This is a genomic window from Streptomyces sp. DT2A-34 (assembly GCF_030499515.1).
GTDB lineage: Bacteria > Actinomycetota > Actinomycetes > Streptomycetales > Streptomycetaceae > Streptomyces.
Window position 1 is genome coordinate 2,578,688 of the sequence record NZ_JASTWJ010000001.1, and the last position, 13,184, is coordinate 2,591,871.

Below are 13,184 nucleotides of genomic sequence, written 5' to 3' on the forward strand. Positions count from 1 at the left end.
CCTCGTTGTTCTGAATGGAAGGGGAGTGGAGCGCACCTGAGGGGCGCGGGGCTGTGTCGATATGCGGCTCCGCCGCGTGGGCGCGACCAGCCACGAACAACCCGCAGCCGCGATCCGACCGATGCACCCCGTTGAAAAGGCGCCAATCAGCCCTTGACGGCCCCGGTGAGCATGCCCTTCTTGAAGTGCTTCTGGACGAAGGGCGACAACACAGCCACCGGCAGCAGAGCCATCACCATGACCGCCATCTGTACAGCCAGACCCGAAAGCTGCCCCGTCTTGATGGCCTGCCCCAGTCCCACCGGGGCCTCTTGCTTCTGCACAAGCTGGATCATGACGTTCTGCAACGGCATCATGTCCTGGTCGTTCAAGTACAACGACGCGTTGAACCAGGCGCTCCAGTACCCGACGGCATAGAACAGGGTGATCACCGCGATCACCGCTCGGGACAACGGCATGACGATCTGCCACAGAATCCGGAAGTCCCCGGCGCCGTCAATGCGCGCGCTGTCGACGAGTTCCTGCGAAATCCCCATGAAGAACCCGCGCAGCACAAGGATGTTGAACACGGACACCGCGCTCGGCAGGATCAGCGCCAGATAGGAATCCGTCAGCCCCAGGGTCTGCACCAGCAGATACGTCGGAATGAGCCCGGCGCTGAAGAACATCGTCGCCAGCAGTGTCATCAGAATCCAGCGATGCCCCAGCGACCCGGTCCGGGACAGCCCGTACGCACACAGCACGGACACGGCCATGGAGAACACCGTGCCGACGAGAGTGACGACGATGCTGATGATCGCCGCACGGGTGACCTGTCCCCCGTTCAGCAGTTCCTGGTAGGCGATGAAGGTGATGTCCTTCGGCACCATCACCAGCCCACCCGCCTCGTCGATCGTCTTGCGCGACGAGAGGCTGGTGACGACGACGATCCACAGCGGGAAGAGGATCCCGAGGCAGGCCAGCGTCAGGGCGAGGCCCTTGCCGGCGAGGCCGGCCCGGGAGGGCGCTTCCTCCCAGCTCGGCCGGGGTGGCGCCGCCCACCGACGGGGTTCGCGCACCGGCTTGTCGATGACGGCGGTCACTTCTTGTACACCCCCTGCTCGCCCATGAGATGGGCCACCTTGTTCGCGGCGAGGACCAGCCCGAGGCTGACGACGCCCTTGACCAGGCCGGCCGCGGCCGCGTAGCCGAAGTCCTGGTTGCGCACACCGTTCCACCACACGAAGGTGTCGAGGACCTCCGCGGCACCCGGTCCCACCATGTCCCGTTGCAGCAGGATCTGTTCGAAGCCGACAGTGAGGGCGTCACCGACGCGCAGCACCAGCAACAGGGCGATCACCGGGCGCAGCGCGGGCAGGGTGACGTGCCACATACGGCGCCAGCGGCCCGCGCCGTCCATCGCGGCGGCCTCGTACAGGTCGGGAGGCACCGAGGCGAGCGCGGCGAGGAAGACGATGATCCCCCACCCGGCGTCCTTCCAGACGCTCTGCGCGGTGATCAGCAGCGGGAAGGTGTTCGGGTCGGTCATGAAGTCGAGGCCGTCGTACCCGTGTTGCCGCAGCAGCTGGGAGAAGATCCCGGCGCCGCCGAACAACTGCTGGAAGACGGCGATGACCAGCACCCAGGAGAAGAAGTGCGGCAGGTAGAGGATCGCCTGCGAGACCGCCCGCACCCGGGGCCTGACCACACTGTTGATGAGCAGTGCGAGCAGGATCGGGATCGGGAAGAACAGCACGAGCTGGAGGATGAACAGAATCAGGGTGTTCTGGACGGCGTTCCAGAAGGCCGAGTCCTCGAAGATCCGCTGGAAGTTCTCCATGCCCACGAAGGGGCTGTTCAGCATGGAGACGACGCCGTTGTCGCTGATGTACGGGTCGTAGTCCTGGAAGGCGACGACGTTGCCGAGGATCGGTACGTAGTTGAAGAGCAGGACCAGCACGACGGCCGGCAGCGTCATCAGAAGCAGCAGCCTGTCGCGTCTGAGCCTGACCTTGAGGCTCAGCCTGCCCGACGGGCGCTTCCCCGCCGATCCGGTGGCACCGTCGGACGCCACCGGAGTCTCGTCACGCGGGGTCTTACTCTTCGCCTCGGCACTGCTCCGAGGCACCGTGCTGTGGGACACGGCCTTCTCCTTGCCTCAGCCCCGGATCAGTTGGCCGCGTTGCCGTTCTCGTCGAGGATCTGCTTGTACCAGTCGCGCAGCTTGTCGCCGCCCTTGCTCTTCCACTCCGAGACGAACTGCTGCATGTCGCTGATCTTCTTGCGGCCGCGGACGATGTCGTCCTCCAGCTGCTCCATGTCGTTGGAGAGGTTCGTGTACCGGGCAGGCTCGGTGATCTGCATGCCCCAGAAGGTCGACTTCTTGGTGAGGGCACCCATCCGCTGCTGCCACTCCACCTGCGCCTTGGCGACGTCCGGGAAGTCCGGGTGGGCGAGGGTCGAGGCGGGGCTGGCGACCATGATGTAGGCGTTGGTGACCTCGTTGTTGCCCTTGTCGGTCTTGACCGGGACACCGTTCTTGAGGGTGTAGTGGGTGCCCTCGACGCCGTAGTTGGTGAGCATGTGCTCCTTGGTGCCGTACGGTGCCGCGGTCACGTTGGCGACGGCCAGCGCGTCGCGGATGACGGACTCGGAGGCATTCTTGTTGATGAAGGCGAAGATGTTGGCGGGCTGCACGGCCCACGGCAGCGGCTTGCTGCCACCGGCGCCGAAGATGTCCATGCCCGAGACCTTGAGGTCCGGGTTCTGGGTGGCCTGGGAGGCGGTCAGGCCGTACCAGCTGGAGATGTCGTTGTTGTACATCAGGAACTCACCGGCCGCGAACTTGGTCTGCGGGTCGGTGGCCTGGCTCTTGCCCAGCTTGAAGTCGGGGTGGACGACCCCGGCTTCGAACAGCTTGCGCGTCCATTCCAGCGCCTCGAGGTACTCCTCGGTCTCGATGCGGTAGATCAGCTTGCCGTCGACCAGGTTCCAGCCGAGCGGCTTCTCCGAGCCCGAGAGCACCCCGAAGGAGTTGAACGCGGTCCACTTCATGTCGCCACACGCCCACACCTTGGCCTTGGCGTTGGTGATGTCCTTGGCCAGTGCCATGAACTCGTCGGTGGTCCTGGGGACTTCGTACCCCTCCTTCTCGAAGAGGTCCTGGCGGTACAGGGGCACGAGGTTGGTGACGTACGAGGCCGGCATGGGCAGGCCGCGCAGCGCACCGCCGAAGATGGAGCGCTGCCAGGCCTCCGTCGGGATCGCCGCGAGGTTCGGGTACTCCTTGACCTTGTCCCCGGAGAGGTAGGGGCCCAGGTCGGCGAACTTGCTGATGATGGCGCTGGGTATCTTGCCGCCCATGTTCCAGCCGGGGACCACCACGACGTCCGGGACGTCGCTGGAGGCGAGGACCGCGCCGAGCTTCTGGTCGTAGGTGTTGCCGTCCTGGTTCTGCCACTGGACGTCGACGCCGATCAGGTCGTTCATCGCCGTGTAGTAGGGGTTGTTCCCCTTCGGAGGCGAGCCCCAGAACGGCGACATGACGGTGACCTTGCCGCCCTTGCCGAGCTTCTTCTCCACCGACGTCTTCAGGCCGGCAATGTCCAGCTTGCGGGTGAAGCCGATCGACGAGCCGTTCTTCGACGGGATGTCCGGCGTCACCACGTTGCTGGCCACGTACGTCGGAAGGATCTTCTTCGCGTCCTTGCCCGACGTGGCACCCTCCCGCGACCCGCTCTCCGACCCACCGCAGGCGGAGAGCAACGGCATCCCACCCGCCACCGCTGCGGTGGCGACCGCCGTAGAGGCGAGGAAGCTTCTCCGGCTGGGTCCGGAGGAGGCGGAGGCGGCGTTCGGCGTCATTGCGTCAACCCTTCATGGCGCACCTGGACACCCGGCGGTGGGCCGTCGGCTGCGGTGTCTTAAGTGGATCTGGCTGAGCTGAAGCGATCCTCGAGCCACTGCCGAGGCCTGCGCACTCCTTTAGCGGGCGGACCTCGTAGTCGAAGCGCTTCGATGTTGCTGCGAGGTTAAGTGAAGGCATGGGGGCGCACAAGGGTCGATTCCAAGATTCCTGTGGGGCGCGCAGGATCCGCCCGTTCTCACGCAGTGCTTGAAATAACGGTCAGGAGTCGGAGTTGTTGCGCCGGGGTGTCTTGACACCCACCCCCGGATCGAATGAGCATCGAAGCGCTTCGAAAGCGCCTCGCCGCTCCACCGCAAGGGGATCCCCACGTGACCGCACAAACGCCGCCTACGCCGCCTTTCCGTGATCAGCGACTGCCGTTCGCGAAGCGCATCGACGACCTCCTGTCGCGGCTCACGCTCGACGAGAAGATCGGATTCCTGCACCAGTTCGCCCCGGCCGTCGAGCGGCTCGGCATCGCCGCGTTCCGCACCGGCCAGGAGGCGCTGCACGGTGTGGCGTGGATGGGTCCGGCCACCGTGTTTCCCCAGGCCGTCGGCCTCGGCGCGACCTGGAACACGGATCTCGTACGACGGGTCGGCGACGCCGTCTCCAAGGAGAGCCGGGCGATGCGCGCCCGCGACGACCGTGTGGGGCTGAACGTCTGGTCGCCCACCGTCAACCTCCTGCGTCACCCCCTGTGGGGCCGCAACGAGGAGGGCTACTCGGAGGATCCGAAGCTCACCTCGGCCATCGCCACCGCCTACACCCGTGGCCTGCGCGGCGACCACCCGACGTACTGGCGCACCGCGCCCGTCCTCAAGCACTGGCTGGCCCACAACAACGAGACGGGCCGCGACGTCACTTCCTCCTCGGTGCGCCCGCGCGTCCTGCACGAGTACGACCTGCGCGCCTTCCGCGAGACGGTCGAGGCCGGGGCGACGGCCGGGGTGATGCCGGCGTACAACCTGGTCAACGGCCGCCCCAACCACGTCTCGCCGTATCTGCGCGAGCACCTGCGGGCCTGGACCGACGAGGACCTGCTGGTCTGCTCGGACGCGGGCGCGCCGTCCAACCTGGTCGACTCCGAGCACTACTTCGACACCCACGAGGAGGCCACGGCCGCCGCGATCCTCGCCGGCGTCGACAGCTTCACCGACCACGGCACCGACGGCTCGAAGATCACCGCACGGGTCCGCGGAGCCCTCGACAAGGGCCTGCTGGCGGAGTCGGACATCGACACGGCGGTCCGCCGCCAGCTCTCGGTCCGCTTCCGCCTCGGCGAGTTCGACCCGGAGTACGACCCGCACGCGCTCACCAGGGACTTCGACACCCCGGCCCACCGCGCGCTCGCCCAGGAGGCCGCCGAGCAGTCGGTCGTCCTGCTCAAGAACAGCGGCGGCCTGCTGCCGCTCGCCCCGGACACCCGGCTCGCCGTGGTCGGCCTGCTCGCCGACGAGTGCAAGCTCGACTGGTACAGCGGCACGCTCATCCACCGCTCCACCCCGCTGGAGGGCGTGTACGAGCGGTTCGGCGCGGAGCGGGTGGAGTTCGCGGAGGGCGTCGACCGCATCCTGCTGAAGACCTCGGCCGGAACCTTCCTGCACGTCCCCGAGGCGGACGCCGACGACGAGGTGCGCGGCGCCGAGGGCGCCCTCGACCCGGCCCTGCTCGCCGGCCGCACCGACCTGCCGCCGCTCACCACCGACCCGACCGGCACCGAGTTCGCGCTCGTCGACTGGGGCCAGGACGTGCTGACCCTGCGCGCCCCCGACGGCCGCTACCTCTCGGTCGCCGAGGACGGCCGGGTCCGCGCCTCCGCCGACCAGCCCGGAGGCTGGGTCGTCCAGGAGACATTCCGCCTGGAACCCCATGAGAACGGACACCTCCTCCGGCATCTCGGCACGGGTCGCCACGTCTCAGTCGCCGCCGACGGCGTGCGGGTTGCCGAAGCGAATCCGGAAATCTTCGAGATCATCGTCGTCGAAAGCGGCGAGGACGCAGTGACCAGGGTCACCTCGCAGGCGGACGTGGTCCTGGTGGTCGCGGGCAACGACCCGCACATCAACGGCCGCGAGACCGAGGACCGTACGACGCTCGCCCTCCCCGCCCACCAGGAGCGCCTGCTGCGCGCCGCCCGCGCGGCCAACCCGAACACGGTGCTGGCGCTGGTGTCGGCGTACCCCTACGCCGTCGACCCGGCCGCCCTCCCGGCGATCCTCTGGATGTCCCACGGCGGCCAGGCGGCCGGCACCGCCCTCGCCCGCGTCCTGGCCGGCGACGTCTCCCCCGCCGGCCGCCTCCCGCAGACCTGGTACGCCGACGACGCCGACCTGCCCGACCTCCTCGACTACGACGTGATCGGCGGCCGCCAGACCTACCTGTACTTCGAGGGGACCCCGCTGTTCCCGTTCGGCCACGGCCTGTCCTACGCGACCTTCTCCTACGCCGGCCTGGAGATCCGCGTGACGGACGACACGCTGCACGTCTCCTTCACGGTCACCAACACCGGTGACGTGCCGGCCGACGAGGTCGCCCAGCTCTACACCCGTGCCGTGGAACCGACGGTGCCGCGCCCGCGACGGGAGCTGGTGGCGCACAGCCGGGTGCGGCTGGAGCCCGGCGAGCAGACGACGCTGACCTTCGAAGTCCCCTTGTCGTCCTTCGGCTTCTGGGACGTGGCGCGGGGCGGATGGCGCCGCGAGCCGGGCCCGTACGAGATCCTGGCCGGCGCCTCCAGCGAGGACATCCGGCTGCGCACGACCGTGCTCCTGGACGGCGAGGCGCCCGCACCGCGTCCGGTCCTCCGACGCGGCCTGGACGCGGCCGACTTCGACGAGCAGAGCGGCGTGGCGATCGTCGACCGCACGAAGGCGTCGGGTGACGCGGTGACACCGGCGCAGGGCAGGTCGGGCGAACTGGTCTACCGGGGCTGCGACTTCGAAGGCGGCGTCACGGCGGTGACGGCGACCGTGTCCGGCGACGGCGTGGTCGAGGTGTCGCTGGACGGGGGCGCGGTGCTCGCCGTACTGACGTCCCAGGCGCCGGACGGGAGCCCGTACGACTACTCGACGCAGCGCGCCGAGATCATCGCCGAGGGCGTCCGGGACGTCCACCTCAGGCTGCGCGGCCCGGTGCGGCTCGCGCACGTCGGCTTCTCCGGTTGAGGGTCCGGAAGAGGCCGACGCAAAGAAGGGGCCCGGCACCGGAAGGCATCGGTGCCGGGCCCCTTTCGGAAAGCCTAACTGAAAATGGATCCCATTTACTAGAGAGCGAGACCGGTGAGGACCAGCACCCGCTCGTAGGTGTAGTCGTCCATCGCGAACCTCACGCCCTCACGCCCCACACCGGACTGCTTGGCACCGCCGTACGGCATCTGGTCGGCGCGGTAGGAGGGCACGTCGCCGATGACGACGCCGCCGACCTCAAGGGCGCGGTGGGCGCGGAAGGCGACCTGGAGGTCGTGCGTGAAGACGCCCGCCTGGAGGCCGTACTTGGAGTCGTTGACGGCGGCGAAGGCCTCGGCCTCGCCGTCGACCTTCCGCACGGTGAGGACGGGCCCGAAGACCTCCTCGCAGGAGAGGGTCGTGTCGGCCGGTACGTCGGTGAGGACGGTCGGCGCGTAGGAGGCGCCGTCACGCTTGCCGCCGGTGAGGAGGCCCGCGCCGGCGTCGACGGCCTCCCGCACCCACGCCTCGACGCGCTTGGCGGCGTCCTCGCTGACCAGCGGCCCGACGTCGGTCGCGTCGTCGCTCGGGTCGCCGGTGACCTGGGCCTCGACGGCGGCGACGATACGCGGCAGGAGCCGGTCGTACACGGACGCGTCCGCGATCACCCGCTGCACGGAGATGCAGGACTGGCCGCCCTGGTAGTTGGAGAAGGTCGCGATGCGGGTGGCGGCCCAGTCGAGGTCCGCGTCGGAGGCGTAGTCGCCGAGCACGACGGCCGCGCCGTTGCCACCCAGCTCCAGGGTGCAGTGCTTGCGCGGCACCGAGTCCATGATCGCGTAGCCGACCTTCTCGGAGCCGGTGAAGGAGATCACGGGCAGCCGCGGGTCCTGGACGAGCGCGGGCATACGGTCGTTGGGCACCGGGAGGATGCTCCACGAGCCGGCCGGAAGGTCGGTCTCGGCGAGGAGCTCACCGATGACGAGCCCGGAGAGCGGGGTGGCCGGGGCGGGCTTCAGGATGATCGGCGCGCCGGCGGCGATGGCCGGGGCGATCTTGTGGGCGCACAGGTTCAGCGGGAAGTTGAACGGGGCGATGCCCAGGACGACGCCCTTGGGGAAGCGCCGGGTGAGGGCGAGGCGCCCCTGACCGCCGAGGTCGGTGTCGAGCCGCTGGGCCTCTCCCCCGTTGAACCGCCGGGCCTCCTCGGCCGCGAACCGGAAGACGGACACGGCACGGCCGACCTCGCCTCGGGCCCACTTCATCGGCTTGCCGTTCTCGGCGGAGATCAGCCGGGCGATCTCCTCGGTGCGCTCGACGAGCCGCCTGCTGACGTGGTCGAGGGCCGCGGCCCGCACGTGGGCCGGCGTCGCGGCGAAGTCCTCGCGGACGGCGTACGCGGCGGCCACGGCCTCCTCGATCTGCGCGTCCGTCGGCACACTGACCTTGCCGACGGCCCGCCCGTCCCACGGGGAGGTGACATCGAAGGTGTCCTCGCCGCTGACCTGGCGGCCGGCGATCCAGAAGGCGTGGGTGGCTGCCACATTGTCCGTTGGCATGTCGATTTCCCGGCCCTTCCGCGTTGGGGGTGTCCTGGTGTGTCGGGGTCCACGGTAGGGGTGCCGGGGCGGAGGGGCGCTTGTCCGGGGTGGAGTGGTGGGGGTTGGGGGGTGCGCCGGTTTGGCGGGGTGGGTGGTGCTCCTCAAACGCCGGAGGGGCTGACGCACTCAGCCCGTCCGGCGTTTGAGGACGAGGCCCGTTCAGGGCCGAAGCGGGGGTCTGGGGGCGCAGCCCCCAGGGGACGGGAATGGGTAGGGGCGGCGGGGGCGAAACCCCCTACTCCGCCGACGTCGCCTTCAACGCCAGCCAAAGCTCCATCCGCACATCCGCGTCATCCAGCGACCGCCCCAGAATCTCCTCCACCCGCCGCATCCGATACCGCAACGTATGCCGATGCACCCCCAGATCCGCGGCCGCCGCATCCCACTGCCCGTGCCGCGACAACCACGCCCGCAGCGAGGCCACCAGATCCCCCCGCCCCGTCGCGTCATGCTCGTGCAGCGCCCGCAGCAACCCGTCCGCGAACGCCTTCACCGCATCGTCCGCGAGCAACGGCAACACCGACCCCGCCGCCAGCTGCTCATGCTCCACACACACCCGCCCCCGCCGCCGAGCCACCGACAGGGCCTGCGCGGCCTGCTTGTACGCCGCCGCGGCGGCGATGGGCCCGGCCGGCGCCGAGAGCCCCACGACCAGCTCGTCCTGGTCGGCGCCCACCGCCTGCTCGGACACGTCCCCCGCCCGCGCCCCCTCCAACGCCTCCGCGTACTTCGCGCACGCCGCCACCGCCGCACCCCCGTCCGCGGCGAGCACCACGAGCCGCGCCGCCTCGCCCTCCCCCTCCGGCACGACGAGCACCGCCTCCCCGGCCCGAGCCGCCGCGGACTCCACGATCTCGGTGAGGGTGCCCAGCGGATCGCCGTTCGTGTCGGACGCGGCGGCCAGCACCGCGGCGGACGCATCGGTGAGCGCCACCCGCGCCCCCGAGTCCACGACCCGCGCCGCCGACACCGACGCCGCCTCGGCGACGATCACCCGGAAGGGCGCGTCCAGGAGTTCGCCGTACAGGTCTCCCGCCACGGCCCGCGCATGGTCCGGCTCCCCGGCGAGCAGCATGCGCAGCACCGCCGCGCCCACCCGCTGCTCGGCCGCGTGCAGCGACCGCGACCGCTCGGTCGTCAGCGTCAGCAGGGCGATCGCCGAGTGGACGGCGTACCGCTCCGCCGTGCCCGGCGCCGCCGCCGTCCCCACGGCCAGCGCCGCCCGCGGCCGGCGCCCCGTGCCCAGGGAGTGCAGCTCGACCCGGTCCTCGTGCTCCGGCCCGCCGACCACGGACGACGCCGGCGCTGGCCGCTCCCGCAGCCGCTCCACGTCCGCGGTGAGGCGCGCCGCCCGCCGCCCCGCCCACTCGGGCGCCGTCGCGACCACGGCACCGGACGCGTCGTACAGTGCCGCCCAGCCGTCCACCTGGGACGCCAGCGCGGCCAGCAGCCCCTCCGGCCCGGCGGTCAACGCCTGCTTCGTCAGCTCCCGTTGCGCCGCGAACCCCGCCGTCACCGCCCGGTACTGGTCCGCCGCGATCGCGGCCGACACGGCCTTGCTGATGGCGAGGAACGGCGTGCGGCGCGGCACCTCCAGCAGCGGCAGGCCCTCCGCCTCGGCCGCGTCGACCAGTGCCGTGGGAATGTCCTCGTAGTTGACGCCGACCGCGAAGCCGAGCCCGACCACGCCCGCACCGACGAGGCGCCGCACATAGCGCCGCATCGCCTCGGGGTTCTCCGCGTCCAGCTTGAGCGCGGTGATCAGCAGCAGCTCACCGCCCTCCATGTAGGGGACGGGGTCGGCGAGCTCACTGACGTGCGCCCAGCGCACGGGCACGTCGAGGCGGTCCTCGCCCGCCCGCACGGTCAGCTTGAGCGCGGAGTGGTGGACGAGCGAGGCGAGCGTCGGGGGCATGAGGCCTTCACTATCGAGGTGATCGGTGTGATCGCTATCGAGGTGATCGCTGTGATCGGTGTGACCAGCGCGATCACGGTGATCATCTGTGTGATCCCTGTGATCTTTTAGCCGCCGTGTATGAACGACCTGTGCCGATTCTGCCTCACCGTACGGTCACCGCGTGCCCTGCCGACCGGAGACCGAGGTCAGCCCCGCAGATCCACCAGCAGCGGCGGCGCGTGTTCGCCGTTCACGGTGGTCAGTGACAGCACCGCATGCCCGGGCGGTACCGAGTGCGCCAGCTCGGAGGCGGACCAGCGTTCCCGTTCGACCTGGCGGACGGTGACGGCTTCCGTGGTCACCGCCTTGCCGGTCACCAGCTTGCGCAGGGCGTGCATGGCCCGGGTCATCGGCTGATCGGCGAACACGGTGTGCTGGGCGACGTCCTTGGTCTCCACCCACTCGGTGCCCCAGGCGTCGGCGAAACGGCTCCCGTCCCAGGTTGTCACGCCGGACAGAGCCATCCGACAGCCGACGGCCCCGTACAAGGGCCCGTGGAGGGCCTCCGGCACATCGGAGACCGTGCGGAGCGCGAGCACGACGCCGGCGTTCTGCGAGCGCAGGCGCTGAATCCGCCGAACCGACTCGGGGGTGACGGTGCCCGTGGCGTCGTCGAGGACAAGACTGACGAAGTGGTCGCGTGATCCTGCCCGTGCGACCTCGGCGAACTGGGCCAGCACAAGCCTGGTGATCAGGCGGGAGACCTCCTCGTGACCACGCTCGGGCAGGTCGATACGGACACGCAAGGCGTGGTGGGCGACAGCTCGCAGCGAGAACGGACGGTTCGTGCCGCTGCCGGAGCCGAAGAAGTCGGCGAAGGCGGGCCGGTCCAGCAGGGCGAGCCGGTCGGCGAGCACCGGACCGGGGTCACCGGGGGCGCCGGCCTGCCGGATGCGGGCCTCGACTTCGCGGCGCATCACCGTGTGCCGGTCGTCGGCCAGCCGGGCACGCAGATCGGAGAGTGCCGGCCGGCCCCCTTCCAGCAGGTCCCGCAGCACGGGCAGGGCAGGGAATCGGCCGTATGCGGCCCGGTAGGGGCCCAGAAGCTGAGCGAGGACGGTGGCGGCGCGCTCGGCACCGACGGTGTCGAGATCCCCGGCCAGCGCCTCGGCAAGGAACCCGGCCGCCTCGTCGGGGTCTTCGGCGTCCGCGTACGGGTCGAGGTCGTGCGCGGACGCGGGGTCTCCGATGCGCACCACGACGTCGTACGACGAGTCCGCCCCGACCGCCGTGCCCGCGGCGCACACCACGACCACCGCGCACCTGCCGGTGAGAGCCTGGAGCGCGAGGGACTCGGCCACCGGGGCGATGACGTGCCGAGTCTTGCCGGCGCCCGACGGCCCGACGACCAGCAGCGAGGTGCCCAGCGTCTCCGGCCCGAGGGCAGCGCCCACGCCGCCGTATGCGGGCGGGGTGCGGTCGGCGGAGGCCCACCGTCCGATGCGCACCTGTCCGGCGAGCAGGTCGTGCCGCGCGGTGCGGCCGGGCAGGTCGCGGTCGCCGGAGGGGTGGGTGAACGCGGCGCCCCCCTGACGCAGCACCGCGTCGGTGAAGGCGGCCACCCGGCCCTGGTTCCGGGACCGGACCCAGCCGTACTCGATGCGGGCGCAGTCCACGTCGTTCATCTGCCCGGCGAGCACCTCGGCGGTGAGTACGTCAGCGGCCTGGTGCTGGTCGGCCTCCCGCAGCTCGGGCCATCGGGCACGGGGCTGTTCGGCGACAGGCGACGGGCCCTGGTCCTGCGCGGCACGACCACGGGCTGCGAGCCAGGCCCGGACCAGAGACCACCAGCCACCGAGCCGGGCGAAGGGCCACAGGGCGAGGGCGACGACGAGGGTGTGGAGCGCGGTGGCCCATGGCGAGCTGTAGACCTCGTACCCACCGCTGATCAGCACGATGAGGGAGAACAACGGGCTCACGACGGGCAGGGGATCCCAGCCGACGCCGGGGAAGGCGTCCGGGTAGACGAAGCCCAGGGTGACGAGGGCGCCCAGGGCGGCCAGCAGGCCACGGGTCGGCTGAGGTTTGCGGCCCACAAGGTGCCGGACGACAGCGGGCCAACTCCCCAGCCGGCCCACCATGTAGACGAGCACGGCGAAGAAGAGGCCGTTGTACACGTCCAGGGCCTCCACGCCCGGGTACTGCAGTGCCTGGCCCTCGAAGTGCTTGGGCGAGGCCATCGTGCCGCCCCACCACCAGTCTTCCGGCGTGAAGAGTCGCAGGATCGTGAACTGGTACGGGAGCGCGCCGCGCCGCCAGAAGGACCACACCACAAGCGCCACGACAAGCGGAATCAGCATGCCGGCGACGGTCGTGGGATTGACCCGCTCCGTGGTCACAGCGGCCTTCGGCATCCGGTATCCGAAGCGCCAGATGCCTGGCCTGGTCTCGGGCCGGGCTTCGTTCAGCCAGTCAGCCACAGACGTGCCCGGAGCGTGCGTCGGCCGCGGTGGCGCCACGGGGGCCTCCGGTGGCACCGCCGGACGTGGCACAGGCGTCGCGTGCGTGCCCCGCGCGTCCTGCGTCCCGTCGCTGTCCATCGCCCTTGCCCCCTGAGCAGCCGTTCCGTCCAC

At 70.4% G+C, this 13,184-nt stretch carries 7 protein-coding genes; 1 reads left to right on the forward strand and 6 read right to left on the reverse strand.

Annotated elements, in window-relative coordinates; genetic code table 11:
- Positions 1-146: 146 nt before the first annotated feature.
- From QQM39_RS11125 to QQM39_RS11135, 3 genes are read right to left on the reverse strand one after another with little or no spacing between them, the layout of a single operon-like run.
- Complete coding sequence (locus tag QQM39_RS11125; protein ID WP_301996537.1) at positions 147-1,082, reverse strand: carbohydrate ABC transporter permease; 936 nt, start codon at positions 1,080-1,082, stop codon at positions 147-149.
- Complete coding sequence (locus QQM39_RS11130) at positions 1,079-2,122, reverse strand: sugar ABC transporter permease (protein WP_301996538.1); 1,044 nt, start codon at positions 2,120-2,122, stop codon at positions 1,079-1,081. The genes QQM39_RS11125 and QQM39_RS11130 overlap by 4 nt, the downstream gene beginning before the upstream one ends.
- 26 nt (positions 2,123-2,148) lie before the next feature.
- Positions 2,149-3,843: an extracellular solute-binding protein gene (locus QQM39_RS11135; RefSeq protein WP_301996539.1), complete on the reverse strand. Its 1,695-nt coding sequence runs from the start codon at positions 3,841-3,843 to the stop codon at positions 2,149-2,151.
- A gap of 372 nt (positions 3,844-4,215) precedes the next feature.
- On the opposite strand from QQM39_RS11135, the gene QQM39_RS11140 reads away from it, so the two are divergent.
- Positions 4,216-7,053: a glycoside hydrolase family 3 C-terminal domain-containing protein gene (locus QQM39_RS11140; protein WP_301996540.1), complete on the forward strand. Its 2,838-nt coding sequence runs from the start codon at positions 4,216-4,218 to the stop codon at positions 7,051-7,053.
- A 98-nt stretch (positions 7,054-7,151) separates the two neighbouring features.
- Here the strand turns inward: QQM39_RS11140 and QQM39_RS11145 are convergent, their stop codons facing one another.
- The 3 genes from QQM39_RS11145 to QQM39_RS11155 form a co-directional block, all read right to left on the reverse strand.
- Positions 7,152-8,597: an aldehyde dehydrogenase family protein gene (locus QQM39_RS11145; RefSeq protein WP_302003547.1), complete on the reverse strand. Its 1,446-nt coding sequence runs from the start codon at positions 8,595-8,597 to the stop codon at positions 7,152-7,154.
- A gap of 292 nt (positions 8,598-8,889) precedes the next feature.
- Complete coding sequence (locus QQM39_RS11150) at positions 8,890-10,569, reverse strand: PucR family transcriptional regulator (RefSeq protein WP_301996541.1); 1,680 nt, start codon at positions 10,567-10,569, stop codon at positions 8,890-8,892.
- A gap of 188 nt (positions 10,570-10,757) precedes the next feature.
- A complete protein-coding gene (locus QQM39_RS11155) occupies positions 10,758-13,151 on the reverse strand; it encodes an ATP/GTP-binding protein (protein WP_301996542.1) in 2,394 nt (797 codons plus the stop codon).
- Positions 13,152-13,184 lie beyond the last annotated feature (33 nt).

What these genes read in the sequence shown, in the direction of transcription:
- QQM39_RS11135 (WP_301996539.1), bottom strand. Translation starts at nt 3,843, where the DNA reads ATGACGCCGAACGCCGCCTCCGCCTCCTCCGGACCCAGCCGGAGAAGC.
- QQM39_RS11150 (WP_301996541.1), bottom strand. Translation starts at nt 10,569, where the DNA reads ATGCCCCCGACGCTCGCCTCGCTCGTCCACCACTCCGCGCTCAAGCTG.
- QQM39_RS11155 (WP_301996542.1), bottom strand. Translation starts at nt 13,151, where the DNA reads ATGGACAGCGACGGGACGCAGGACGCGCGGGGCACGCACGCGACGCCT.